Source organism: Streptomyces sp. H51 (genome assembly GCF_035656535.1).
In the GTDB taxonomy this organism is placed as follows: domain Bacteria; phylum Actinomycetota; class Actinomycetes; order Streptomycetales; family Streptomycetaceae; genus Streptomyces.
Genome location: NZ_JAYMHD010000020.1, coordinates 1 through 25,328 on the forward strand (window position 1 = coordinate 1; position 25,328 = coordinate 25,328).

Below are 25,328 nucleotides of genomic sequence, written 5' to 3' on the forward strand. Positions count from 1 at the left end.
GCGGCCGCCGGCCTGTCGTGGACCGACAGGGCCACCGCCACCTGCCCGCTCAGCTGACATGAGAGAAACGGCCGTCGCCGTTACGTAATTCGGGCAACAGCAGCCGTAACCCCTGGTCCCGCCGGGACGGACCAGGGGTTTTCCTTGCTCTTCGGCATCCGAACACCCGTCCTTTAGCGCCGCGTTGTCCGCATTTGTCGACAAGCGTGTAACAGCGGTTAGAGGCCCGGCGGGTGGTGGGAATGGCCGGTGCATGAATCACAACACCCCCCGCGCTCGCCTTTCCGCCCGTCCCCTCCCCGAGGTCCGCGGCCGCGTGCTGACGACGGCCCAGTTGCGCTCGCTCGGTGTGTCGCCCGCGGAGACGAACGAGCACTGCCGCCCCGGCGGCCCCTGGCAGCAGATCCTCCCGGGCGTCTTCCTGCTGCACCCAGGGCGGGCGACCAGCGAGGAGCGGCTGCACGCGGTGCTGAGGTACGCGGCGCGCGAAGCGGACGCCGGGGCGCCCGCCCGGACGGCCACCGCGGTGCCGGAGCAACCGGCCGCCGGGCAGCCGCCCCGGCCCGCGCGGCCGGGCGCCGCGGTGCCGGTGCAGCCGGGCATCGGGCAGCCGCACCGGCCGGTGTACCCGGACGCGGTGATCACCGGCCTGGCCGCCCTGGCGCTGCACGGCTTCGCCGCCGCGCCGACGCTGCCGGCACTGGAGAAGATCGACGTCCTGGTCCCCCGGCTGCGCCGGCTGCGTTCGGCCGGCTGCGCGCGGATCGTCCGCACGTCCGCGCTGCCGGCCGCCCGCCTGGTGACGGGCGTTCCGGTGGCGCCGGTGCCGCGCGCCCTGGCGGACGCGGTGGCCCGGCTGACGGACTCGGGCCGGGTGCGCCGGCTGCTGACCGAGGCGGTGCGCGACGGCCACTGCGAACCGGCCGCCGTCGTCCGGGAGCTGGACCGGGCGAAGCTGCTGGACCGGCCGCACGTGCTGGACGCGGTGGACTCCCTGCTGGCCGAGGGCCGGGCGGTCGCCGAGGACCGCCTGTACCGGATGGTGCGCGAGTACGGCCTGCCCGAGCCGATGTGGAACGTCGAGCTGCGCCTGCCGGGCGGACCGCACCTGGGCGGGCTCGACGCCTACTGGCCGCGGGAGGCCGTGGCGGTGGACCTCGACACCCGCGCCCCGCGTCACGACGAGGGCGCGCCGTGGTCGGAGTACGCCCGCAAGCGCGAGCACCTGGAGCGCCTGGGCATCACGGTCGTCCACGTCACACCGAGAAAGCTGCGGGACGCCATGCGGCAGCAGGCGGCGATCGTCCGTACGGCGCTGATGGCCGCCGCGGACCGGGAACCGGCCGCGCACGTCGTCGTGGAGCCCCGTTAGGCCCTGCCTCCGGGTCGTCCGGGCCCTGTCGCCGGGTCGTCCGGGCCCTGTCGCCGGGTCGTCCGGGAGGGGCTGCCGGGCCACCGGGCCTTCGGTGGCCCGGCGGCCTCTTCCGGTGCGCGCGTTCAGGCCTTGCGCAGGACCAGTTCGGTGTTGCGGTCGTTCGCGTCGCCGCCCAGCGTCCGGCTCGCGCCGGGGGCGTTGAAGGACAGCTCCCGGTACAGGGCGGCCAGGCCCGTCTGGGAGAGGTCGGCGAAGTCCGTGCGGTGCGGGGCAGAGGACTCCACGAGGGTGGTGAACAGGGACAGGGTGCCGTCCTTGTTGTCGGCGATCTCGATGACGCGGGCGAGCTGGGGGTGGTCCACGTGCGAGGCGGTGGAGATCTCCCAGAAGGAGCGGCCGTCGGGGGCCGAGTGCGGGGTGATCTCGTTGCGGTGGATGTGGCCGTTCACCCAGGCCAGGACGTTGCGGTGACTGCCGAGGAGGGCGAGGACCTCCTGGCCGCCGTGGCGGCGTTCGGCGGGGCGGGCGGGGTCGGCGACGCCGGTGTTCGTCATCGTCCTGCTGGTGTGGTGGCTGAAGACGACGACGTAGGAGTCCTTGTTGTCGCGCAGCTGCCGGTCCAGCCACCTCAGCTGGGCGCTTCCGAGGGACCCCTCGTAGTGGCCGCCCGGGTCGGTGGTGTCGAGGCTGATGCCGACGACGTCGTCGGCGATGCGGAAGGCGTAGTACTGGGTGCCCGCCGCGAGGTTGGCGGTGGAGTAGCCGTGGCCGACCGGGCCGAGGCCGCGATGGGCGGGGTCGAGGTGGGCCTCGAGGTAGTCGGCCGGGGTGTAGGGGGCGCGCCGTTCGTCCGGCGTGACGGAGCGCATGTCGCGGGCGTGGGCCTTGAGCAGGTCGCGGAAGGCGGTGCCGCTGGGGTCCGAGCCGTTCCTGATCGCGCTCTTGAGCTTCCTGGCCTCGGCGGCGGGCAGGCTCATCAGCTTCTTCCCGCCGACGGCGTACTCGGCGAGCCAGGAGTCGCCGTGGCCGTAGCAGCCCAGCGGCATGGCGTCGTGGTTGCCGACGGTGGAGTACCAGGGCAGGTCGAGGCCGGGGCTGCGGACCTCGCGGACGGCGGCGGCGAGGAAGCCGTCCAGGTCCGGGAAGCCGAGCTGCTTGTCGGCGTCGCGGACGGTGGAGTCGGGCTGCCAGTACTGCTTCAGGCCGCTGTTCTGCACGCCCTCGTAGTGGCGCGGATCGCCGGAGTCCGGGGTGATCCGGCCGCCGCTCATGACCGTCAGGAACCACTCCAGCTCGGACCGGGCGTTGTTGTCGGTGTTGTCGCCGGTGGTCATGGCGAAGTGCAGCGGGGAGCCGGTGACCGGCGCGCCGCGCAGCGCGTTGATCCGCTCCACCAGCGCGATCGCGCCCTGCACGGTGAGCGCCTCCTGCGGGCGCCAGGCGTGCGGGTCGGCGGAGCGCAGGTACTCCAGGCGCATCGGGTGCTGGGTGTCGGTCAGGTGCAGGTCGGTGAGCTGCACGAAGGCGGCGAGCGCGGTGCGGCGGCCGGCCCGGCCGGACTTCGGGGCGGCGAGTTCGCCGCGGACGACGCGGGCCCAGCCGGGGCCGTCGCCGAGGCGGCGGTAGCCGGAGCCGGTGCGCGGGGTGGCGACGGAGGCGAGGGTGGTGCCCCTGGTGTAGGGGGCCAGGGGCACCGCCGGGGCCGTGCGGGACTGGGCCACGACGCGGGCGGCGCCGGTGGCGGCGGCGTGGCTGTCGGTGGGCCGCAGGGCCCGGCCGACGCCCACGGAGACGGCCGCGGCGCCGGTGGCGGCGAGGACGGTACGGCGGTTGACGCCCGGCGTGAGGGCGGCGACAGAGCGTGTGCGCGACATGGCGCGATCTCCCCGGGTGCGAACGCGTCGGCAGGGTCGCGGGCGCCCGCTGCCGCGAACGTCCCGCTCGCTCTGGATGCTTGGCACCGGGAATGGCCTGCGCGTGAACGAGACGGCAACGCGCGACGCCGATCACCGGACGTGGATCTCGGGCCACCCCGCGCGCCCACGAGCGCTCCCCGGACGGCCCGGAGACGGTCACGCCGTGTTCATCCGCCGGGGTAGCGGACCTCGTCCAGCCGTCCGGTGACCGGCCGCTCCCGCAGCAGCCGCAGCCCCAGGTCGACCATCGGCACCCGGGTCAGGCCGGGCACCTCCTCGAGGGCGTGCCAGGCCGCCATGTCCGTCGAGCCGCCGACCTCGTCGCGCAGTCGCCCGCCGGTGATCCTCGCCTCGTAGAACAGCCGCAGGGCGTGGTGGTCGGCGGTGCGCCGGAAGCGGCGCGGGACGCCGCGGCGGAAGGAGTCGACGCCGAGCAGGCCGGTCACCTCGACGTGGTAGCCGGTCTCCTCCTCCACCTCCCGCAGCACGGTGTCGCCGGGATGCTCGCCGTGCTCCATGCCGCCGCCGGGCAGCGTCCACTCCGGCTCGCCGGTCCCGTTGATCCAGCGGGCCAGCAGCAGTCGGCCGTCCCGGACGCACACGGCGTAGGCCGCCACCCGCAACGTCTCGCGCACAGGGGGACGTTAGCCCGCCGGCGAAAGCTTCGCGTCACCACGCCGGTCGGCCGGCGCCGGAACACTGCGGTGTTTTGTCCCGGTTGAACGTTTATGAGCCCAATTGTTATCGCGGGTTTTCCCCATACATCCATATCGTTTCGGTCAACACTCCCCAAACAACTGGTGTTTACGTAAAGCTGAGCGATCGTCCGGGATCGCCTTCCGGACTGCCGCGGCCAGGGCCGATCGGCCCGGTCGTACCCAGCTCGTTCCTTTACCTACAAGGGATGCCGATGACCCACACCCCCCAGCGCGATCCGATATCGGGCGCGAGACGCGTGGCCCGCGTCGCAGTGGCCGCCGGTCTCGTCACCGCGCTCTCCGCCGCGGGGCCGATACCCATGGCCTTCTCCGCCGACGCCCCGGCCGCCACCGCCCCGTCGGACGGCGCCGTCAAGTCCGCGAACGCCAAGCTGGGTTCGGACGACGCGGACCTGCTCGCCGCGGCCAAGGCCGCCGGCGACAAGAACGTCACGATGATGATCGCCACCGCGCCCGGCAAGACCGAGCAGGTCGCCGATGAACTGGACGCGGTCAAGGGCGGCTCGGTGGGCCGGACCTACGACAAGCTCGGCTACGTCCGCGCCACGGTCCCCACCGCCAAGGCGGACGCGGCCATCGCCGCCGCCGCCAAGCTCTCCTCCGTGCACGGCATCGACCTGCGCGACGAGATCCCGCTCGACGACCCGAGCGCCACCGGCACCGCCAAGTCGGCCGCGACGGCCACGGCTTACCCGGCGCCGGACAAGAACACCCCGGCGACGAACCCGTACAACCCGTCCTTCGAGACGGGCGCCGTCGACTTCGTGCAGGACCACCCGAAGGCGGACGGCCGCGGGGTCACCATCGGCATCCTCGACTCCGGCGTCGACCTCGGCCACCCGGCCCTGCAGAAGACCACCACCGGCGAGCGGAAGATCGTCGACTGGGTGACGGCGACCGACCCGATCGTCGACAGCGACGCCACCTGGCGCCCGATGGTCACCTCGGTGTCCGGCCCGAGCTTCACCTACGGCGGCAAGTCCTGGACGGCACCCGCCGGGTCGTACCAGGTCAGCCTGTTCCGTGAGTCCGTCACCGCGGGCGGTGACGCCAAGGGCGACGCCAACCGGGACGGCGACACCACCGACAGCTGGGGCGTGCTGTACGACGCCGCCGCCGGCACGGTGCGCGTCGACCTGAACAACAACAACGACTTCAGCGACGACACGCCGATGAAGCCGTACAAGGACGGTTTCCAGGTCGGGTACTTCGGCACCGACGACCCGTCCACCGACGTCGTGGAGCGCCAGCCGTTCGTCGTGCAGATCCGCAAGGACGTGCCGATGGACCCCTACGGCGGCGACTGGGTCGGCAAGAAGGTCGACTTCGTCAACATCGGCGTCATCGAGTCCGAGCACGGCACGCACGTCGCCGGCATCACCTCCGCCAACGGCCTGTTCGGCGGCGAGATGAACGGCGCGGCGCCGGGCGCGAAGATCGTCTCCTCCCGCGCCTGCACCTGGAGCGGCGGCTGCACCAACGTCGCGCTCACCGAGGGCATGATCGACCTCGTCGTCAACCGCGGCGTCGACATCGTCAACATGTCGATCGGCGGTCTGCCGGCGCTCAACGACGGCAACAACGCCCGCGCCGAGCTGTACACGCGGCTCATCGACACCTACGGCGTGCAGCTGGTCATCTCGGCCGGCAACTCCGGCCCCGGTGCCAACACCATCGGCGACCCCGGCCTGGCCGACAAGGTGATCTCCGTCGGCGCCGGCATCTCCCGGGCGACCTGGGCCTCCAACTACGGCTCGGGCGTGGAGAAGACGTACGCCATGATGCCGTTCTCCTCGCGCGGCCCGCGTGAGGACGGCGGCTTCACGCCGACCCTGGTCGCCCCGGGCGCCTCGATCAACACCACCCAGACCTGGCTGCCGGGCTCCCCGGTCGCCGAGGCGGGCTACTCGCTGCCGGCCGGCTACTCGATGCTGCAGGGCACGTCCATGGCGTCCCCGCAGGCCGCCGGTGCGAGCGCGCTGCTGCTGAGCGCCGCCAAGCAGAAGGGCGTCGCCCTGACGCCCGCCACCCTGCGCACGGCGCTGACCTCGACGGCCCACCACATCAGGGGTGTCCAGGCCTACGAGGAGGGCGCGGGCCTCATCGACATCGTCGACGCCTGGGACGCCATCAGGGACGGCGCCACCGCGCACGACTACGCCGTCAAGGCGCCCGTCGACACCGCGATCGACCAGTTCCTGAAGACGCCGGGCTACGGCACGGGCCTGTACGACCGCGAGGGCGGCCTGAAGGCGGGCCAGAAGAAGACGTACGACGTCACCGTCACCCGCACCTCCGGCCCGGACCGGGCCGTCCGGCACGAGCTGAACATCGCCAACAACGCCGGTGGCACCTTCCGGATCGTCGGCTCCGACGAGGTGAAGCTGCCGCTGAACCAGCCGGTGACCGTCAAGGTGCAGGCCGCGCCGCAGTCCGCGGGCATCAAGAGCGCGATCCTCGAGGTCGACGACCCGAAGACCGAGGGGACCGACGAGCAGATCCTCACCACGGTCGTCGTCTCCGCGCCGGTGAAGTACACCTTCTCCGCCGCGAGCACCGTGCAGCGCAACAGCTCGCAGTCGTACTTCGTGACCGTGCCGCAGGGCGCCAAGTCCCTCGAGGTCGCGATCGGCGGGCTGAAGGACAAGAGCCAGACCCGGTTCATCGCGATCCACCCGTACGGCGTTCCGGTCGACACCACCTCGACGCCGTACTGCTACAACAACTACCTCGACGGCAACGGCTGCAAGCCCGACGTGCGCGCGTACGCCGACCCGCAGCCCGGCGTCTGGGAGATCGAGGTCGAGTCGCGCCGCACCTCGCCGCTGCTCGACAACCCCTACAAGCTCGACGTCGCCGTCTACGGCGCGGCCTTCGACCCGGAGACCGTGACCGTGCCGGAGGCCAAGGTCGGCACCCCGGCCGCCGTCTCCTGGAAGGTGACGAACCAGCTCGCCGCCCTCGACGGCAAGCTGGTCGGCGGCCCGCTCGGCTCGGCCAAGACCGCCCGCCCGACGATCGCGGAGGGCGAGACCCAGACCACCACGGTCGAGGTCCCCGCGGGCGCCAAGTCCCTGGACGTCGCCATCGGCAACGTCTCGGACGCGGGCGCCGACCTGGACCTGACGGTCTACGACGCGAACGGCAAGAAAGTCGCCCAGTCCGCCGACGGCGACTCGGAGGAGTCGGTCTCGATCGCCTCGCCCGCCGCCGGGACGTACACCATCGAGGTCGATGGCTACTCGGTCCCGTCCGGCTCGACCGGGTACGACTACCAGGACGTGTTCTTCTCCTCCTCGCTCGGCACCGTCACCGTCGGTGACCCGGCCGCGGTGCAGCTCGGCACGGGCGCCTCGGCGACCGTCTCCGCGGACGTCACCGCCGCGGCGGCCGCTCCGGAGGGCCGCGAGTTCTTCGGCCAGGTCCAGCTGGTGAACGCGAACGGCACGGTCGCGGGCATCGGCAACGTGGCCATCGAGAAGGTCACGCCGTAACACCGCCGGACACGGCCAACGGGGCGGGCGTCCGTACGGGCGCCCGCCCTTCGGCGTGTGCGCGGTCATCCGGGGCCGTCGCACCGGAGGCCGCCGGCTGCCGGCAGCGCCCGCTCGACACGCAGCCGCCCTTCCTCCAGGGCGTCGCGGGCGGCCCCGGTACGGCCCTCGCCCTCGCCCTCTCCGTAGGGCGGATCGCCCGCGCGGTAGGTCTCGGGTCCCTCCCCGGGCAGGCTCGACACCAGGACGAGCATCCGCACCCCGGTCCGGTAGTAGGACGGGACGTTCGCCCCCTCGTCGGTGAAGGCCAGCCGCCGCTCACCGCTCGCCGGCTTGTACCAGCGGTCCACGTCCAACACGATCCGGTACCGGTGGTCGCCGCCCGCGGGCTCGACCCGTTCCACCGTGCCCTCGACGACGCCGGCGGAGCAGGCGATGAGCCCCTCGTAGGTGAGCAGGGCGTCGGACCCGCCGTCCACGGCGCCGTCGTGCGCCACGAGGTACGCCGTGCCCGTGCCCAGCAGCGCGGCGGCCGCGCACGCCGCGAGGACGAACAGGCCCCGACGCCCGGGGCGCCGCCCGCGCACGGGGGTGGGCTCCGCCCGCCCGGGCGCCTTCCGGGCCAGCCCGTCCCCCATCCACCGAAGCTGTTCCCGTACGGCGGCCATGTCGCGTTCCGCGGCCGCGTACCGGTCCGCCGGGTCCCCGGCCGGTGCGGGTGAGGGCTCGCCCAGCAGGACCGCCATCAGCTCGTCGTCCTTCTCCACCCTCACACCGCCTCTTCCACGTGCAGCCGCTCGCGCAGGAGCTTCGCCGCCGCGTACAGCCTGCTCTTGACCGTGCCCAGGGGGATGCCGAGCTGCTCGGCGATCTGCGGCACCGACAGATCCGCGTAGTAGCGCAGGACCAGCACCTGCCGCTGCGCGGCGGGCAGGGCGTCGAGGCCCTCGGCGACGGCCAGGGCCCGCAGGCTGTTCTCCGTGCTGTCCCGTCTCTGCTCGTCCGGGGCGCTCAGCAGGGTGAGCCGCGCGCTGACGCGCTCCTGCCGGTTGCGGGTGCGGTGCCAGTCCACGGCGAGGTTCGAGGCCACCACCGCGGCCCAGGCCCCCACGTCCCGCGGCGGGTCCTCGCCCCGCGCGCGGCGCTCCAGCAGCCGCAGCCGGACCTGCTGGAGCCCGTCCTGGAGATCCTCCTGCGGAACCCCGCCGAGGGCCAGGACGGCGCGGACCCGGTCGGCCTGCGCCGCGTCCAGCGGGTCCGTCTCCGCCTTCGCCCGCCGCGGTCTCCTGATCGGCAACGGTGTTCTCCCTCGGTCGTGTTTCCCCTATGACGTGGGAGCCGCACCGATCGTTCGAAGACCGGTCACTCGCAGGCGATCTCGCGCGACGTGGACAGGGCCCGGGTGAGCGCGGGGCGTTCCCGGGCGATGGCCCGCTCGCCGACGAGCACCTGGTCCGGGGTGGCCGAGTGCTGCGGGATCACCACCAGGACGCGGTCGCCCTTGTGGAGGCCCTTGAGCACCATGCCCTCGTCGAGCAGGAAGGTGATCTCCCGCTTGGTCCGCTCCGGCTTGTACGAGCGGTTCACGTGCAGGACGATCCGCTCCTGGCCGGTACCCGCGGGCAGTTGCTCCACGCCGGTGACCGCGCCCTCGGCGACCACCCGGGCGCAGGCGAGGTAGCCGGGATCGGCGAGGAGGGAGCCGGCGTCGGGCGCGGTCTTCGCGTCTCCGCCGCCCGCGTCCGAACTCGCGCCGGACCCGCCCTGCGCGGCCAGCCAGCCCATGCCCGTCAGCACGGTCGCGACGGCGGCCGCAGCCAGCGCGCCGAAGGCGAACGCGCGCACCCGGCGCCGGACGCGTGGTGGCCGTACGGGCGCGGGGGCGCGGACATCGGCGGGTGCGGGGGGCGTGGGGGGCTCGGCCAGCGCCTCGCCGATCATGCGGAGCTGTTCGCGCAGCAGCGTCACGTCCGCCGCGGCCCTGCGGTGGTCGGCCAGGAAGGCGGCGTCCGCGCGGGCCGCGTCGGGCGGGTCCTCGCCGGTGATCGCGGCCATCAGGGCGTCGGCACCGTCGTGTCCGTCGTAGCTTTCGCAGCCGTCGTTTCCGGCGAAGCTGTCGTGTCCGGCGGTCATGTCACACCACCTCGTCCTCGTGCAGGCGGGCGCGCAGGGCCCGGACCGCCGTGTGCAGCCGGCTCTTGACCGTGCCCTCCGGGACGCCGAGTTCGTCGGCGATCGAGCGGACCGGCAGGTCGGCGTAGAAGCGCAGGACGAGGACCTGGCGCTGGGCGTCCGGCAGTTCGTCCAGGCCCCGGGCGACGGCGAGGGAGAGCACGCGGGTGTCCTCGCCGGAGAGGTGTTCCGGCTGGCGCAGGGAGGCGAGACGCTCGCCGAGCCGCTCCTGGCGGCGTTTGGCCCGGTGCCAGTCCATGGCCAGGTTGGAGGCGACGACGGCCGCCCACGCGGACACGTCGCGCGGCGCCTCCTTGCCGCTCGCGGCCCGCTCCAGCAGCCGCAGACGGACCTGCTGCACCCCGTCCGGCAGGTCCGTCTGCGGCACTCCGCCCAGCGCGAGCACCGCCCGCACCCGGCGTTCCTGCGCCGCGTCCAGGGGATCGTCGTCCTCCTGGGCCCGGCGGGCCTTTCTGCGCAGCACAAGCCACCCCCCTCACCGCGTTTCCCCTACGACGCCGCGGCGCCCGGAAACGTTCGTCCGAAGCCCGGGAAATCGTCCAGAGGTGTACGTCACACTGCCGGGCGCGGGCCGCACAGCTTGCGGCCGACAACCGTCCAGGGGCGAATTTCTGCAGCTCAGCCGGGGTGCGGGCGGGAGTTCCGCAATCGCGGGTCACCGGCGGGCGTCCCACTCCTCGGGCATGGCGCGCAAAGAATTGGACAGGCAGGTCAGGGTCGGCCGCATGATGGAAAGGCCGCACACACGCAGGAACACGTAGCAGGGAGTCGCCGTGAGGGTCGGAATCGTCGGAGCCACCGGTCAGGTCGGCACGGTCATGCGCAGGATCCTCACGGAGCGGAACTTCCCCGTCGACGAGCTGCGCCTGTTCGCCTCGGCCCGCTCCGCGGGGACGGTCGTGGACGGGGTGACGGTGGAGGACGCGGCGACCGCCGACTACACCGGGCTCGACATCGTGCTGTTCTCCGCGGGCGGCGCCACCTCGAAGGCGCTGGCCGAGAAGGTCGCCTCGCAGGGCCCGGTCGTGATCGACAACTCCTCCGCCTGGCGCAAGGACCCGGAGGTGCCCCTGGTGGTCTCCGAGGTGAACCCGCACGCGATCGCGAACCGCCCCAAGGGCATCATCGCCAACCCGAACTGCACCACCATGGCCGCGATGCCGGTGCTGAAGGTGCTGCACCAGGAGGCCGGCCTGGAGGCGCTCGTGGTCTCCACCTACCAGGCCGTCTCCGGCTCGGGCCTGGCGGGCGTGGCCGAGCTGCACGGGCAGACGCAGAAGGTCGTCGCCGACGCCGACAAGCTCACCCACGACGGCGGGGCGGCCGACTTCCCGGAGCCGCAGGTCTACAAGCGGCCCATCGCCTTCAACGTGCTGCCCTTCGCGGGCAACCTCGTCGACGACGGTCTGAACGAGACCGACGAGGAGCAGAAGCTGCGCCACGAGTCCCGCAAGATCCTGGAGATCCCGGACCTGAAGGTCTCCGGCACCTGCGTGCGCGTCCCGGTCTTCACCGGCCACTCCCTCCAGGTCAACGCCCGTTTCGCCCGCCCGATCCCGCCGGAGCGCGCGACGGAGCTGCTGGCCGGCGCCCCCGGCGTGGAGCTGTCGGACATCCCGACCCCGCTGCAGGCGGCCGGCCAGGACGCCTCCTACGTCGGCCGCATCCGCCGCGACGAGACGGTGGACAACGGCCTGGCGCTGTTCATCTCCAACGACAACCTGCGCAAGGGCGCGGCCCTGAACGCGGTGCAGATCGCGGAACTGGTGGCGGCGGAGCTGAGCGGCAAGTAACACGCACGTACGAGGTACCGCCTACGAGATGCCTCGTACGCGGTACGTGGCAGGGGCGGTCACCGGAGCCGGTGACCGCCCCTTCGCCGTCCGCCCCCTCAGAGCGCCAGATGCCGCCGGAGCGCGGCGTCGATCTCCACCATCCGCTGTCGCGGCACCGCACCGAGCCGCCGGAGCATCCGTTCCTGAGCAACGGCCCGCACCTGCTCGCACTGGGCCTTCGAGTCCTTCGGCAGGTGGCACTCGGCCGCGCTGAGGAATACCTGGAACGACAGGACCCGCGTGGTGTTGGACGTCAGCGGCACTACGGTGATCACGCCTCGGCCGTGGCGTTCGACCGCCTGATTGGCTCCGTCGTTGGACACGATGACCGAGGGGCGCGCCTTGTTGACCTCGCTGCCGCGTACGGGCTCGTAGTCGACCAGGTAGATGTCACCGCGCCTCATCAGTGAGCCCGTCTCCGCTGAACCCGTCCCAGAACTCGGCGTCCTCGCCCGAGTCCCACTCGGCGAAGGCCTCCGTGTACTCGGCCTCCAGCTGAGCGGCCCTCAGCAATTCAATGGCGGCATGTATCACGGCCGACCGCGATTCGGCTTCCGTTCTGGACGCGTACTCGTCGACGAAGGCGACATCCTCCTGGGGCAGACTCACACTGATCTTCATACCGTCAATACTACCCTCGGTAGCATCCGCTTGGCCACCCCACGTCCGGGCGTGCCTCATGGAAGGATGGCCGAACCCACACATAACGAGGAGATGACCGCGTGCCTGGCACAAACCTGACTCGCGAAGAGGCGCAGCAGCGGGCGAAGCTGCTCACCGTTGACTCGTACGAGATCGATCTCGACCTCACCGGCGCGCAGGAGGGCGGCACCTACAGGTCCGTGACCACGGTGCGCTTCGACGTCACCGAAACCGGCGCCGAATCCTTCATCGACCTGGTGGCCCCGACGGTCCACGAGGTGACCCTCAACGGGGACGCGCTCGACCCGGCGGAGGTCTTCAAGGACTCCCGGATCGCGCTTCCCGGCCTGCTGGAGGGTCCCAACGTCCTGCGGGTGGTGGCCGACTGCGCGTACACCAACACCGGTGAGGGCCTGCACCGGTTCGTCGACCCGGTCGACGACCAGGCGTACCTGTACACCCAGTTCGAGGTGCCGGACGCCCGCCGGGTGTTCGCGTCGTTCGAGCAGCCCGACCTGAAGGCCACCTTCCGGTTCACCGTGAAGGCGCCGACCGGCTGGACCGTCGTGTCCAACTCCCCGACGCCCGAGCCGAAGGACGACGTCTGGGTCTTCGAGCCGACGCCGCGGATCTCGACGTACATCACGGCGCTGATCGTCGGCCCGTACCACAGCGTCCACAGCGTGTACGAGAAGGACGGCGTGTCCGTCCCGCTCGGCGTGTACTGCCGTCCCTCGCTCGCCGAGTTCCTCGACTCGGACGCGATCTTCGAGGTGACCCGGCAGGGCTTCGACTGGTTCCAGGAGAAGTTCGACTACGCCTACCCGTTCGAGAAGTACGACCAGCTGTTCGTGCCGGAGTTCAACGCGGGCGCGATGGAGAACGCGGGCGCGGTCACCATCCGGGACCAGTACGTCTTCCGTTCCAAGGTGACCGACGCCGCGTACGAGGTGCGCGCGGAGACGATCCTGCACGAGCTGGCCCACATGTGGTTCGGCGACCTGGTCACCATGGAGTGGTGGAACGACCTGTGGCTGAACGAGTCGTTCGCCACCTACACCTCCATCGCCTGCCAGGCGCACCACCCCGAGTCGCGCTGGCCGCACTCCTGGACGACGTTCGCCAACTCCATGAAGACGTGGGCGTACCGGCAGGACCAGCTGCCCTCCACGCACCCGATCATGGCGGACATCCGCGACCTGGACGACGTGCTCGTCAACTTCGACGGCATCACCTACGCCAAGGGCGCCAGCGTCCTGAAGCAGCTGGTGGCGTACGTCGGCATGGACGAGTTCTTCCGGGGCGTGCAGGCGTACTTCAAGGCGCACGCCTTCGGCAACACCCGCCTGTCCGACCTGCTCGGCGCGCTGGAGGAGACCTCCGGGCGCGACCTGAAGGCCTGGTCGAAGGCGTGGCTGGAGACGGCGGGCATCAACGTCCTGCGCCCCGAGATCGCGACGGACGGCGAGGGCGTCATCACGTCGTTCGCGATCCGCCAGGAGGCCCCGGCGCTGCCCGCCGGCGCCAAGGGCGAGCCGACCCTGCGCCCGCACCGCATCGCGGTCGGCCTGTACGACCGCGACGACGCGAGCGGCAAGCTGGTGCGCACGGACCGCGTCGAGCTGGACGTAGACGGCGAGCTGACCGCCGTGCCGCAGCTGGCCGGCCGGCACCGCCCGCACGTCGTGCTGCTCAACGACGACGACCTGTCGTACGCCAAGGTCCGTCTGGACGAGGAGTCGCTGGCGTTCGTCACCGAGCACCTCGGCGACTTCGAGTCCTCCCTCCCCCGCGCCCTGTGCTGGGCGTCGGCCTGGGACATGACCCGGGACGCGGAGCTGGCCACCCACGACTACCTGTCGCTGGTGCTGTCCGGCATCGGCAAGGAGTCCGACATCGGCGTCGTGCAGTCGCTGCACCGCCAGGTGAAGCTGGCGATCGACCTGTACGCCGACCCGGCCGCCCGCGAGGCGCTGCTGACCCGCTGGACCGACGCCACGCTGGCCCACCTGCGGTCGGCGGCGCCGGGCGGCGACCACCAGCTGGCGTGGGCGCGCGCGTTCGCGGCGACGGCCCGCACGCCGGAGCAGCTGGACCTGCTGGAGGCCCTGCTGGACGGCTCGCAGACGGTCGAGGGCCTGGTCGTCGACACCGAGCTGCGGTGGGCGTTCGTGGAGCGGCTGGCCGCCGTCGGCCGTTTCGACGAGGCGGAGATCACGGCCGAGTACGAGCGGGACAAGACGGCGGCCGGCGAGCGCCACGCGGCGGCCTCCCGTGCCGCCCGCCCGACCCCGGAGGCGAAGGCGGAGGCCTGGGCGTCGGTCGTGGAGTCCGACAAGCTGCCCAACGCCGTGCAGGAGGCGGTCATCGGCGGGTTCGTGCAGACGGACCAGCGCGAGCTGCTGGCGCCGTACACCGCGAAGTACTTCGAGGTGGTCAAGGACATCTGGGAGTCGCGCTCGCACGAGATGGCCCAGCAGATCGTGGTCGGGCTGTACCCGTCGGTCCAGGTGTCCCAGGACACCCTGGACCGGACGGACGCCTGGCTGGCCTCCGCCGAGCCGGTCGCGGCCCTGCGGCGCCTGGTCTCCGAGTCCCGCTCGGGCGTGGAGCGCGCGCTGAAGGCGCAGGCGGCGGACGCGCGGTAGGCGCGGCTCGATCCCGTCCCCGTCCCGGCGGGGCGCCCGGTCGCGGGCGCCCCGCCGGCGGCGTGTGCGGCCTGTGCAGGCGGGCGGCGCGGACGGTTCAGGCCCGGGCGGGGCGGGGCGGGACGGCGGAGCAGACGACCGGTGCCGGGTCGTTCGGGGAGGTCCGGGGGCGGTCGGAGAACACGGCCGTGGCGCCGGCCGAACGCGGTGTCCGGGCGTCGGCCGTCCGGTTCCGGCCGACCGTGCACGGCCCCGGCGACCGCGGTTTCGTCGCGCGGCTGATCGAAGTCGCCCGCGCCGAGGGGGTGTCGACGAGCACGCCGACCCGCTCGTGGACGGGCTGGGGGGCGGTGCAGGCGGGGCTGCCGGCGGACCTGGGGAGGACCGCCACTTCAAGGAGTGGGGCGTACGCCGGTGGCGGGGGTCAGGTGCGGCGCGCCGGTTCCGTCCGCGCCGGGCCCGTCCATGCCGTTTACGTCCGCGCCGGGCCCGTCCATGCCGGTTCCGTCCGCGCCGGGCCCGTCCATGCCGGTTCCCTCCATGCCGGTTCCGTTCGCCGGGTCGCCGTGACGGCCCGGGCCGGTGGGGTTCGGGCGGCGGCCGCGGTCTCCGGCAGTGGGCGGGGCGGGTTGCCGCGCGGCGGTGCGTGGGGCGAGTTGTCCCGCCATCGTCGCTCCGAGCGCCAGCGCCATGCCCGTCAGCTGGAGCGGGGTCAGCGTCTGGCCCAGGGCGGCCCAGCCGACCACCGCGGCCGTCAGCGGGGACAGCGGGCCGAGGAAGGTGACCTGGGTGGCGGTGAGCCGGCCGATGCCGCGGAACCACAGCCAGTAGGCGACGGCCGTGTTGGCGAGCGCGAGGTAGAGGCAGCCGCCCACCGCGGCGGCGTCCAGGGCCGGCGGCGGGCCTTCCACCAGCAGGGCGAGCGGGGCGATGAGCAGGCCGCCGGCGGTCAGCTGCCAGCCGGTGAGCGCCAGCGGGCCCACGCCGGTCGGGCGGCCCCACTTCTTGGTCAGCACCGTGCCGGTGGACATCGACGCGGTGGAGGCGAGCGCGGCCAGCACGCCGACCGGGTCGAGCGCCCCGGCCGCCCTCAGCACGACCAGGCTGACCCCGAAGGCGGCCACGACGCCGGTCAGCACCGACCGCGCCGACGGCCGCTGCCCCAGCAGCGGCGCCGACAGCCCGACCACGAACAGCGGCCCGACCGAGCCGACGACCGCCGCCAGCCCGCCCGGCAGCCGGTACGCCGACAGGAACAGCAGCGGGAAGAACGCCCCGATGTTCAGCGCGCCGAGCACGGCCGACCGCCACCACCAGGCGCCGCGCGGCAGCACCCGGGCCAGGGCGAGCAGCAGCAGACCGGCTGGCAGGGCCCGGACCAGGGCGACGAACAGCGGGCGGTCCGGCGGCAGCAGCTCGGTGGTGACGGCGTAGGTGGTGCCCCAGGAGATCGGGGCCAGGGCCGTGAGCAGTGCGGTCGTGGATGTCGCGGATCTCGCGGACCCCGCGGGTCCCGCGGATGTCGGGGATGTCGCCGACGTCAGGGAGCGTCCCATGGCAGGACCCCTCTCGATTAGCTTGGTTGTAAGTAGCTTAGCTCTAAGCTACTTTTCGTCAAGCAAGTTTCTTGCGACCGACCGGGAGCGGGGCGGATACTCACCGCATGAACGCAGAGCCCAGGGACGCCGTGGACGCGATCATCGAGCAGTGGGCGCAGGTCCGCCCCGACCTCGACACCACCGCGATGGAGGTCTTCGGTCGGATCTACCGGATCGCCCGCGCCATGGGCGACCGCGTGGAGAAGGCCTACGCCCCCTACGGCATCTCCCGCGGCGAGTTCGACGTCCTCGCCACCCTGCGCCGGTCCGGCGAGCCCTACACCCTCTCACCCCGCCGCCTCTCGGCGACCCTGATGCTCACCACGGGCGGTATGACGGGCCGGCTCGACAAACTGGAACGCGCCGGTCTGCTGCGCCGCTCCCCCGATCCGCACGACCGCCGGGGCCTGCACGTGACCCTGACCGACAAGGGGCTGCGGCTCATCGACGAGGCCGTCGGCGCGGGCCTCGCCATTCAGACGGAGGCCCTGTCCACTCTTCTGGACGCCGAACAGGCCGACCAACTGGCCGGCCTGCTGAGGAAGTTGCTCGCCGGGACGCCCGGCCCGCAGTGACGGCCGGGCGCGGGGAGCCCGGTCAGCCCACGTGCGCCGCGAGTCCGGCGGCCCCCACGTGCGCGGCGAGCGCGTTCTCGATCGTCCGGGCGTCCGCCTCGTCCGCGGCCCAGGCCACGTAACCGTCGGGGCGCACCAGCACCGTCGTACGGCGGTCGCTCGCCCAGCGCTCCACCGCGAGCCGGTCCTTGCGGGCGCCGTCGCCCTCGTGGATCTCCGGGGTGATCAGCACGAACCGGCCGCCGCGCAGGGCCTCGTAGAGGCGGCCGCCCTGGAGGGCGACGTCCGGGACGCGCGTGCCGGTCAGCCGGTGGGCGCCGCGCGGGGCGGGGTAGCGGTAGCCGATGCCGGCGACCTGGGCGGCGAGCGCCTGACCGGCCGGGGCGACGGTGTTGAGGCACGTGGTCAGGGCCGCCCGGGCCGCCCGCGTCCAGGGCCGGTTCGCCATGGCGAGGCGGATCAGGCCGCCGCTGCTGCGCAGGACCGACTTGCCGACGGGGTGGCGTTCGGCCTGGTAGGTGTCGAGGAGGGCAGGGTCCGCGTGGCCCCGCACCACGGCGGCCAGCTTCCAGCTCAGGTTGGCCGCGTCCTGCAGCCCGGTGTTCATGCCCTGGCCGCCGGCCGGGGTGTGCACGTGCGCGGCGTCCCCGGCGAGGAAGACCCGGCCCACGCGGTAGGCGGGCGCCTGACGTTCGTCGCTGTGGAAGCGGGACATCCAGCGGGCGTCGTGCATGCCGTAGTCGGTGCCGAGGGCGAGACGGGTGATCTCCTTGATCTCGTCGAGACCGAGCGGCGCGTCCTCGGGGATGTCGTGGCCGCGGTGCCAGCCGATGACGCGGTGGTAGCCGTCACCGAAGGGCGCGAGGAAGGCGAAGGCGTCGCCGACGGCGTTGACGGTGAGCAGCGTCTCGGGCTGCTCGGCCAGCCGCACGTCGGCGAGGACGACGGAACGGATCACGGAGCGGCCGGGGAAGGGCAGCCCGACCGCCTGCCGCACGGTGCTGCGCATGCCGTCGGCGCCGACGACGTACGCGGCCCGCAGCGTCTCCGCCGCTCCCCCGGGACCGCGGACCTCGACGCTCACGCCGTCCGCGTCCTGCGCGATCCCGGTCACCTCGGTCTCGTGGCGGAACTCCGCCCCCGCCTCGACCGCACGCCGCTCCAGGACCTTCTCCACCTCGTACTGCGGGATGACGAGGAGATGGTTGAAGCGGCTGGGGAGGGCGGCGAGGTCGACGGCGAGGTGGGTGAAGAGGCGGAGGTGGTCCAGCGGGCGGCCGACCGCCTCCAACTCGTCGGCGAGGGCGCGGGCGTCGAGTTGTTCGAGGGTGCGGGCGTGCAGGACGAAGGCGCGGGAGAGGTTGCTGATGTGGTGGGGCCGCCTCTCCAGGACGGTGACCGGGACGCCGGCGGTGGCGAGGTCGCCCGCCAGCAGCAGGCCGGTGGGCCCGGAGCCGACGACGATCACGGGACCGGCGGCGCCGTTCTCGTGGGCGCCGGTGCCGTTCCGAGGGGTGGCGGTGCCGTTCATGGTGACCTCCTGATGCCTACGCCTATGGGCCAACAGCCGGGCCAACGCCCGTTGACCAACAACTGTTGCCCAACGCTTGTTGGCCAACGCTCGTTGACGACGATACGGGTACCCGCGAACTCGGGTCAACACTTGTTGGCAAACGGGTGTTGGCATACGCTCGTGAGCATGAACGGGAGCAGCGGCACCGCGAACATCAAGAGCACCAGCAACAACACCAGGAACACCAGCAACGCGCCGAGAACCGCGACAACCGGGGAGCACGGCCCGGGCGGCAACGAACCGGGCGGCAACGACCCTGGTGGCAGCGGCCTGAGGGGCAACGACCCGGACGGCAACGGTCTGGGCGGCGGCCGTCCGGACGGCGACAGGGACAGCGGCACCGCCCACGCCTCACAGGCACCGCAAGTCCCCCGCACCCGCCGCCGTTCCGACGCCACCCGCGAGGCGATCCTCGCCGCGGCCCGCGAGCGCTTCGCGGCCGACGGCTACGAACGGGCCACCATCCGCGCCATCGCCAGGGACGCGCGTATCGACCCGTCGATGGTGATGCGCTACTACGGCACCAAGGAGGGCCTGTTCGCGGCGGCCGTCTCCGTCGACCTGAAACTGCCCGACCTCGGCTTCCTGCCCCGTGAGGAGGTCGGCCGGGCGCTGGTGACCCATTTTCTCGAACTGTGGGAGGCGAACGAGGAGCTCACCGCCCTGCTCCGGGTCGGCGCGGCCGGGCAGGCGGGGGCGGAGCGGATGCAGGGCATCTTCCGGGAGCAGTTGCTGCCGGTCGCCCGCCAGGTGTGCCCGGACCCGGAGCAGGTCCCGGCGCGGGCGGCGCTCAGTGCGACGCAGCTGCTCGGGCTGGCGCTGACCCGTTACGTGCTGCGGCTGCCGTCGGCCGTGGACCTGACCCGCGAGGAGATCGTGGCGTGGCTGGCCCCCACGGTCCAGCGGTACCTGACCGCGCCCCACCCGTGACCGCGCCCCACGCGTGCCAGGCATCCACAACCGGGCATCAGCGGCCGGGCATCAGCGGCCGGGCGTCAGTGACCGGGCGTCGCGAAACGCGCCGAGGGCGCCGACCCCGCCGTACCGGTGTCTCGGTACGGCGGACTCGGCGCCCTCGGCGGCGTACGGCGTGCGGCGGGAGCGGGAAGGACCCGGTGAAGGGCCCCGCGTCAGGCGCTCTCGGCGCCGGCCCTGGTCCTGATGTCGGAGCCGGTGGTGTCCTGCTTCTTGCGGGACTTGTCGAGGGCCATCACCAGGCCCGCGATGACCAGGAACAGCACGACCGGGGCCAGGACGTAGAGGCCCAGCGTCTCGACGACGCTCAGGCCATTGCCGGGATCGTCGCCGTCGTCGCGGGTCAGCGCGAGCGCAGGGGACGACATGAGCAGCATCATCAGCGTCGTACCGGCGGCCAGGGCGCCGGCGCGCAGGGCGTTCTTCTTGTCCACGGGCCCAAAGTATCGAACCCGCTCGCGGACCACTCGCCCGGGGGTACCCATCGCCCCTCCCTCGCGTCATCCCTCCCGCACCACGTCGATGAGCGCGTGCAGCCGCGGGGAGGCCGCCAGTTCCTCCAGCGTCACCGGACGCCCCTCCGCGTCGGCGACGGGCAGGCGCCAGTTCGGGTACTGGTCCCAGGTGCCCGGCAGGTTCTGCGGGCGGCGGTCGCCGACGGTGTCCGGCAGCCAGATGCCGACCAGCCGCGACGGGGTGCGCCGCAGGAACCGGTGGACGGCCTGGATCTCGGCCTCCTCCTCCGAGACGGCGTGGCCGCTCGGCCCGTGCAGCAGGCCGAGGTCGGTCAGCAGTTCCAGCCACTCGCGGGTGTCGGACGCCGCCTCCGCCCGTTCCTCCTCCAGGGGACGGGTGAGCAGACCGAGGCGGTGGCGCAGCTCGACGTGCTCGCCGGTCAGACGGGCGGCGGTGGACGGCAGGTCGTGGGTGGTGGCGGTGGCCAGGCAGTCGGCGCGCCAGCGGTCGAGGGGAAGCGGGCGGCCGTCGCCCTCCCAGTCCCGTTCGAACCACAGCACCGACGTGCCGAGCACCCCGCGCTCGCGCAGCGCCTCCCGGACGCCGGGCTCCACGGTGCCCAGGTCCTCGCCGATGACGACCGTCCCGGCGCGCGCCGCCTCCAGCACCAGGACGGCGAGCATGGCCTCGGTGTCGTAGCGGACGTAGGCGCCCTCCGTGGGCGGGTGTCCCTCGGGGACCCACCACAGGCGGAACAGGCCCATGACGTGGTCGATGCGCAGGGCGCCGGTGTAGCGCAACAGGGCCCGCAGCAGGCGCCGGAAGGGGGCGTAGCCGGACTCGGCGAGCCGGTCCGGGCGCCAGGGCGGCAGGCCCCAGTCCTGGCCGCGCGCGTTGAAGGCGTCCGGTGGGGCGCCCACCGACATCCCGGCCGCGAAGTACTCCTGCTGCGCCCAGGCGTCGGCGCCCTGCGGGTGCACTCCGACCGCCAGGTCGTGCACGATCCCGACCCGCATCCCGGCGTCGCGGGCGGTGCGCTGCGCGGCGGCGAGCTGGGCATCGGTGAGCCAGGCGAGCCGGCAGTGGAAGTCGACGCGGTCCATCAGCTCGGCGCGGGCGCGGGCCGTCTCGGCGGAGCGGGGGTCGCGCAGGCCGGCGGGCCAGCGGCGCCAGTCCGGACCGTGCACCTCGGCGAGGGCGCACCAGGTGGCGTGGTCCTCCAGGGCCTCGCCCTCGTCGGCGAGGAAGTCGGCGTACGCGGCGCGCCGCCCGGGGCCGAGGGGCACCCCGCAGACCAGTTCCAGCGCCTCCCGTTTCAGCTCCCACACGGCGTCCCGGTCGATCAGGGCGTCCTTGTGCAGGACGGATCCGCGCAGCCGGGCGGCGCGTTCGAGCAGCGTCTGCGCCCGTGCGCGGTCGGTGACGTAGGCGTACTCGGGGACGTCCTCGACGCGCAGGTGCACGGGGTCGGGGAAGCGGCGGGAGGACGGCCGGTAGGGGGAGGGGTCGGTAGGGGTGCCGGGCACGGCCGCGTGCAGCGGGTTGACCTGCACGAATCCGGCGCCGAGCGTACGGCCGGCCCAGGCGGTCAGCTCGCCGAGGTCGCCGAGGTCGCCCATGCCCCAGGAGCGCTGGGACAGCAGGGAGTAGAGCTGGACGAGCAGGCCGTACGACCGTCCGCCGGGCGTGGGCAGCCGGTCCGGGGCGACGACCAGGTGGGCCTCGGCGGTGCGGCCGTCGGGCGCGGTGGCGGTCAGCCGGTGCAGGCCGGGCCGAAGTCCGTCGGCGGCGGCGCGGGTCTCGCCGTCCTCGGTGACGACGCGCAGCCGGGTTCCGGCCGGGAGGGCGTCGAGCGCGGCGCAGGTGCCGCCGCTCCACTGCACCACGGTCGGCGGCAGCAGCCGCTCGGCCAGTTCCCGTTCACGGGCGGCGAGCGCGGCGCGGGCGGCGTCGGGCGTGCTCGCGTCGATGCCGAGGGCGGCCAGGGTCAGCGTGAGGGCGGTGGCGGAGGCCATGACCGTACGGTCCGGGGAGGGGTTGTAGGAGGGGGCGACGCCGTGCAGTTCGGCGAGTCGGGACAGTTCCTCGGAGGGCGCCTCGGCCGGCTGCTGCGCGGTCATCTACGGCCTCGTGACGAGCGGTTCGACGACCGCGGACTCGCTGGTCAGAGGGGCGGCGTCGGCGAGCGGCGGCTCGCTGGTCAGGGGCTCGGCGTCGGGCAGGGGCGGTTCGCTGGTCAGCGGGATCCCGGCGCGGGCGTCCTCCCCGCCGAGGACACCCGCGCCCGCCCCGGAGTCGCCACGACCCACCCCGAAGTCGCCACGACCCACCACGGAGTCGCCACCGCCCACCCCGGGGCCGCCACCGCCCACCCCGGGGCCGGACGCCTCGGGTCCGGACCGGGCCGAAGGCTCCCCGGGCCCGGACCACCGGGCCGAAGGCTCCCCGGGTTGGGAGGGCAGGCCCGGGGGTTCCTCGGGTTTGGACAGGGCCGAGAGCAGCAGATGTGCCGAGGAAACGGCCACGGGGGCCTCCTTGTCGAGTGCGGCGCGGGTCATCGCAGCCCTACCCCGTGGGCGCGGCGACAGACGTACGCGACACAACAACGCGCCTTTTCCACCATTCTCACCCGGTTTGTCCCGGCCGCGCCGGGCGGGATGCGCCGCACTATTCACTCAGTACATGTATCGAGTGCATAATGATCGCCATGAGCACCCGTCACATCCTGTTGGGGCTGCTCGCCTCCGGTCCGAGCCACGGCTACGACCTCAAGCGACGGCACGACGAACGCTTCCCGCAGGCCCGTCCGCTGGCCTACGGGCAGGTCTACACGACCTTGCAGCGCCTGGTCCGCGACGGCCTCGCGGAGATCGAGGGCACCGACTCCGACGGCGGCCCGGAGCGCACCCGCTACCGCACGACCGCCGAGGGCACGCGCGAACTGACCCGGTGGGCCGGCGAGATCGCACCGCCCGCGCCCTTCGTGACGAACGAGATCTTCGCCAAGGTCGTCGTGTCCATCCTGTCCGGCGGTGACCCGGACGCCTATCTGCGCGCCCAGCGGGCCGCGCACATGGAACGGATGCGGGAGCTGACGGCGGTCAAGACCGCCGGAGGCGCCGACCTGGCGACCGTGCTCTCGGCGGACTACGCCCTCAACCACCTCGACGCCGACCTCCGCTGGATGACCACCACGGCGGCCCGGCTCACCGTCCTGACCGCGGAGGTCGACGCAACATGAACAACGGGGACAGCGCGGTGCCGCTCCTGGCGGCCCGTGATCTCACCAAGGCACACGGCGCGACGCGGGCCCTGCGCGGCGCCTCCGTCGACCTGCGCGCCGGCGAGTTCCTCGCCGTGACCGGCCCCAGCGGCAGCGGGAAGTCCACGCTGCTGCACTGCATGGCCGGCATCGTCCGCCCGGACGCCGGCTCGGTGACCTACGCCGGGGAGCGGCTCGACACGCTGCCCGAGAAGCGGCTGAGCGAGCTGCGCCGCGGCGACTTCGGCGTGGTCTTCCAGTTCGGGCAGCTCATTCCCGAGCTGACGGCGCTGGACAACGTGGCGCTGCCGCTGATGCTGGGCGGGATGCCGCGGGCGCGGGCGCAGGAGCGGGCCGGCGAGTGGCTGGAGCGGTTCGGCGCAGCGGGGCGGCAGGCGCTGCGGCCGGGCGAGATGAGCGGCGGCCAGGCCCAGCGGACCGCGCTGGCGCGCGCCCTGGTCACCGGCCCGAGAGTGGTCTTCGCGGACGAGCCGACGGGGGCGCTGGACTCCCTGGCGACCGAGCAGGTGATGACGGCCCTGACGCAGACGGCCCGCGAGGCGGGCACCGCTGTGCTGCTGGTCACCCACGACGCGCAGGTGGCGGCGTACGCCGACCGCGAGGTCCGGCTGGACGACGGCGTCGTGGCGGCGGGGGTGACCGTATGAGGACCGACCTGCGGCTCGCGTTGCTGCTCACCCGGGGCTCGGACCGGCGGGAGTGGTGGCGGTTCACGCTGACCGCGATCGGGGCGGTGTGGGCGACGGGCATCGGACTGGTGGTCGCGGTGCTGGTCCCGATGGAGGGGCAGTACCGCCTGGGGGTCGGCGGCGGGCTGCTCGACCGGCCGGGGACCCGGGACGGGGTGGTCACCGCGCTGTTGCTGCTGCTCGTCCCCGTGTTCGGGTTCCTCGGCCAGTGCGCGCGGGTCGGTGCGGTGCACCGTGACCGACGGCTGGCCGCGCTGCGGCTGGCCGGGGCCGCACCCGCCCGGACGCGGCGGATCGCGGCGCTGGAGTCCGGGCTGGCCTGCCTGGCCGGCTCGGCGGTGGCCACGGTGTTCTGCGTGCTGTCGCTGCTGCGGCTGTGGCACCGCCCCGATCCCCTGGCGTGGGCCGGGACGGCCCTGGTGGCGGTGCTGGTGCCGGTGCTGGGCGCGGCGGTGAGCGCGCTGGCGCTGCGCCGGGCGGTGGCCTCGCCGCTGGGCCGGCTGCGGCGGGTGCGGCCGGACACGGGGCCGGGGCGGGCGCTCCGGGTGGCGACCGCGCTGCTGGCGGTGCCGGCGGTGTGCGTCGCGGTGGCCCCGTTCGCCGGGACGGCCTTCCGGTCCGCCGTCTCCCCTCTCGCCGTCGCCCCGCTCGCGGTCCTCTCCCTGTGCCTGCTGGCCGGCGCCTCGGCCGTGTGGCTGGCGGGCTGGTCCTCCCGCGGACTGGGCGGGCTGCTCGCCGCCCGCGCGCGGCGCCCCGCCCTGCTGATCGCGGCGGAGCGGCTGCGCGACGATCCGTGGTCGGCGGCGCGTACGCACGCGGCGGTGCTGCTGGTGACGGTCGTGGGCACGGGCTTCGTCGGGGTACGGCAGGTGCTGCTCACGAATCTGCGGGCTTCGGCCCGCCGGGGCGAGCTGAGCACGGGCATGTCCTACTACACCGACGGCATCGATCTGACGGCCGCCGCGGTCGCCGTCGCCCTGGCGATCGTCCTGTCCGCGCTCGCCGTCGGCACCGCCGAGTCCGTGGCCACCCGGCGCCGGGGGCTGGCCGCGCAGACCGCCGCCGGGGTGCCGCACCCGGTGCTGGCCCGGGCACTGCTGCTGGAGACCGCGCTGCCGCTGGCACCCGCGGTGGCGGTGGCGGGCGCGGGCGGCATGGCGATCGGAGTCTGGTACGCCTCGGTCGGCGCGCGGCACGGCGCGCCGGACGTGCCGTACGGCGCGCTGCTGGTCCCGCTCGCGGTGTACGCCTCGTGCCTGTTCGCCGCCGCCACCTCGCTGCCCATGCTGCGCCGCGCCGTCCGGCCCGCCGAACTGCGCTACGCATGACGTCCGGCCCCGGGAGTGCAGGGGGCTCC

General features: G+C 73.5%; 22 protein-coding genes. 9 read left to right on the forward strand and 13 right to left on the reverse strand.

Annotated elements, in window-relative coordinates; all coding sequences use genetic code 11:
* Positions 1-253 precede the first annotated feature (253 nt).
* Positions 254-1,372 (forward strand): hypothetical protein, encoded by a 1,119-nt coding sequence (locus VKA29_RS04690; protein WP_324783891.1) that lies wholly within the window; start codon positions 254-256, stop codon positions 1,370-1,372.
* A 125-nt stretch (positions 1,373-1,497) separates the two neighbouring features.
* Here the strand turns inward: VKA29_RS04690 and VKA29_RS04695 are convergent, their stop codons facing one another.
* Both VKA29_RS04695 and VKA29_RS04700 read right to left on the reverse strand, forming a co-directional pair.
* Positions 1,498-3,249, reverse strand: a complete 1,752-nt coding sequence (locus VKA29_RS04695; RefSeq protein ID WP_324783892.1) for a TIGR03767 family metallophosphoesterase — start codon at positions 3,247-3,249, stop codon at positions 1,498-1,500.
* A 209-nt stretch (positions 3,250-3,458) separates the two neighbouring features.
* Complete coding sequence (locus VKA29_RS04700) at positions 3,459-3,926, reverse strand: NUDIX hydrolase (protein ID WP_324783893.1); 468 nt, start codon at positions 3,924-3,926, stop codon at positions 3,459-3,461.
* 275 nt (positions 3,927-4,201) lie between these two features.
* On the opposite strand from VKA29_RS04700, the gene VKA29_RS04705 reads away from it, so the two are divergent.
* Complete coding sequence (locus VKA29_RS04705) at positions 4,202-7,504, forward strand: S8 family serine peptidase (protein ID WP_324783894.1); 3,303 nt, start codon at positions 4,202-4,204, stop codon at positions 7,502-7,504.
* A 65-nt stretch (positions 7,505-7,569) separates the two neighbouring features.
* Here the strand turns inward: VKA29_RS04705 and VKA29_RS04710 are convergent, their stop codons facing one another.
* The 4 genes from VKA29_RS04710 to VKA29_RS04725 all read right to left on the reverse strand — a co-directional run bounded on the left by VKA29_RS04710 (position 7,570) and on the right by VKA29_RS04725 (position 10,160).
* Positions 7,570-8,277, reverse strand: coding sequence for a hypothetical protein (locus VKA29_RS04710; RefSeq protein ID WP_324783895.1), 708 nt, complete (start codon positions 8,275-8,277; stop codon positions 7,570-7,572).
* Complete coding sequence (locus VKA29_RS04715) at positions 8,274-8,801, reverse strand: RNA polymerase sigma factor (protein WP_420718436.1); 528 nt, start codon at positions 8,799-8,801, stop codon at positions 8,274-8,276. Before VKA29_RS04715 ends, VKA29_RS04710 begins: the two co-directional genes overlap by 4 nt.
* A 65-nt stretch (positions 8,802-8,866) precedes the next feature.
* Entirely contained in the window at positions 8,867-9,637 is a 771-nt protein-coding gene (locus VKA29_RS04720) for a hypothetical protein (protein ID WP_324783896.1), read from the reverse strand.
* A 1-nt stretch (position 9,638) separates the two neighbouring features.
* Positions 9,639-10,160 (reverse strand): sigma-70 family RNA polymerase sigma factor, encoded by a 522-nt coding sequence (locus VKA29_RS04725; protein ID WP_324783897.1) that lies wholly within the window; start codon positions 10,158-10,160, stop codon positions 9,639-9,641.
* A gap of 310 nt (positions 10,161-10,470) precedes the next feature.
* Here VKA29_RS04725 and VKA29_RS04730 point away from each other — a divergent pair, with 310 nt between their 5' ends.
* Positions 10,471-11,490 carry an aspartate-semialdehyde dehydrogenase gene (locus VKA29_RS04730; RefSeq protein ID WP_324783898.1) on the forward strand — a complete coding sequence of 340 codons (1,020 nt, stop codon included), beginning with the start codon at positions 10,471-10,473 and terminating at the stop codon, positions 11,488-11,490.
* Positions 11,491-11,588: 98 nt separating this feature from the next.
* On the opposite strand, the gene VKA29_RS04735 is transcribed toward VKA29_RS04730, so the two are convergent.
* A complete protein-coding gene (locus VKA29_RS04735) occupies positions 11,589-11,936 on the reverse strand; it encodes a type II toxin-antitoxin system PemK/MazF family toxin (RefSeq protein WP_324783899.1) in 348 nt (115 codons plus the stop codon).
* On the reverse strand, positions 11,923-12,153 hold the full coding sequence (locus VKA29_RS04740; RefSeq protein ID WP_324783900.1) for a ribbon-helix-helix domain-containing protein: 231 nt from the start codon (positions 12,151-12,153) through the stop codon (positions 11,923-11,925). Before VKA29_RS04740 ends, VKA29_RS04735 begins: the two co-directional genes overlap by 14 nt.
* Before the next feature lie 101 nt (positions 12,154-12,254).
* Here VKA29_RS04740 and pepN point away from each other — a divergent pair, with 101 nt between their 5' ends.
* Positions 12,255-14,822 carry an aminopeptidase N gene (gene pepN, locus VKA29_RS04745; protein ID WP_324783901.1) on the forward strand — a complete coding sequence of 856 codons (2,568 nt, stop codon included), beginning with the start codon at positions 12,255-12,257 and terminating at the stop codon, positions 14,820-14,822.
* Positions 14,823-15,214: 392 nt separating this feature from the next.
* Here pepN and VKA29_RS04750 read toward each other — a convergent pair whose 3' ends face one another.
* Positions 15,215-16,378 carry an EamA family transporter gene (locus tag VKA29_RS04750; protein ID WP_324783902.1) on the reverse strand — a complete coding sequence of 388 codons (1,164 nt, stop codon included), beginning with the start codon at positions 16,376-16,378 and terminating at the stop codon, positions 15,215-15,217.
* Between the two features lie 107 nt (positions 16,379-16,485).
* On the opposite strand from VKA29_RS04750, the gene VKA29_RS04755 reads away from it, so the two are divergent.
* Entirely contained in the window at positions 16,486-16,995 is a 510-nt protein-coding gene (locus VKA29_RS04755) for a MarR family transcriptional regulator (RefSeq protein ID WP_324783903.1), read from the forward strand.
* Positions 16,996-17,017: 22 nt separating this feature from the next.
* Here VKA29_RS04755 and VKA29_RS04760 read toward each other — a convergent pair whose 3' ends face one another.
* Positions 17,018-18,526: an FAD-dependent monooxygenase gene (locus VKA29_RS04760; RefSeq protein WP_324783904.1), complete on the reverse strand. Its 1,509-nt coding sequence runs from the start codon at positions 18,524-18,526 to the stop codon at positions 17,018-17,020.
* A 450-nt stretch (positions 18,527-18,976) separates the two neighbouring features.
* On the opposite strand from VKA29_RS04760, the gene VKA29_RS04765 reads away from it, so the two are divergent.
* A complete protein-coding gene (locus VKA29_RS04765) occupies positions 18,977-19,498 on the forward strand; it encodes a TetR family transcriptional regulator (RefSeq protein WP_324784205.1) in 522 nt (173 codons plus the stop codon).
* Between the two features lie 200 nt (positions 19,499-19,698).
* Here the strand turns inward: VKA29_RS04765 and VKA29_RS04770 are convergent, their stop codons facing one another.
* From VKA29_RS04770 to VKA29_RS36910, 3 genes are all read right to left on the reverse strand, one after another.
* Positions 19,699-19,977: a hypothetical protein gene (locus VKA29_RS04770; RefSeq protein ID WP_324783905.1), complete on the reverse strand. Its 279-nt coding sequence runs from the start codon at positions 19,975-19,977 to the stop codon at positions 19,699-19,701.
* 66 nt (positions 19,978-20,043) lie between these two features.
* Entirely contained in the window at positions 20,044-22,119 is a 2,076-nt protein-coding gene (gene malQ / locus VKA29_RS04775; RefSeq protein WP_324783906.1) for a 4-alpha-glucanotransferase, read from the reverse strand.
* The gene (locus tag VKA29_RS36910) at positions 22,120-22,308 is read right to left on the reverse strand and encodes a hypothetical protein (RefSeq protein WP_420718444.1); all 189 of its coding nucleotides are present in this window, start codon (positions 22,306-22,308) and stop codon (positions 22,120-22,122) included.
* Positions 22,309-22,706: 398 nt separating this feature from the next.
* On the opposite strand from VKA29_RS36910, the gene VKA29_RS04785 reads away from it, so the two are divergent.
* The 3 genes from VKA29_RS04785 to VKA29_RS04795 are packed head-to-tail and all read left to right on the forward strand — an operon-like array spanning position 22,707 to position 25,299.
* Positions 22,707-23,240: a PadR family transcriptional regulator gene (locus VKA29_RS04785; protein ID WP_324783907.1), complete on the forward strand. Its 534-nt coding sequence runs from the start codon at positions 22,707-22,709 to the stop codon at positions 23,238-23,240.
* Complete coding sequence (locus VKA29_RS04790) at positions 23,237-23,929, forward strand: ABC transporter ATP-binding protein (RefSeq protein ID WP_324783908.1); 693 nt, start codon at positions 23,237-23,239, stop codon at positions 23,927-23,929. Before VKA29_RS04785 ends, VKA29_RS04790 begins: the two co-directional genes overlap by 4 nt.
* Positions 23,926-25,299 (forward strand): ABC transporter permease, encoded by a 1,374-nt coding sequence (locus tag VKA29_RS04795; protein ID WP_324783909.1) that lies wholly within the window; start codon positions 23,926-23,928, stop codon positions 25,297-25,299. The genes VKA29_RS04790 and VKA29_RS04795 overlap by 4 nt, the downstream gene beginning before the upstream one ends.
* Positions 25,300-25,328: the final 29 nt, after the last annotated feature.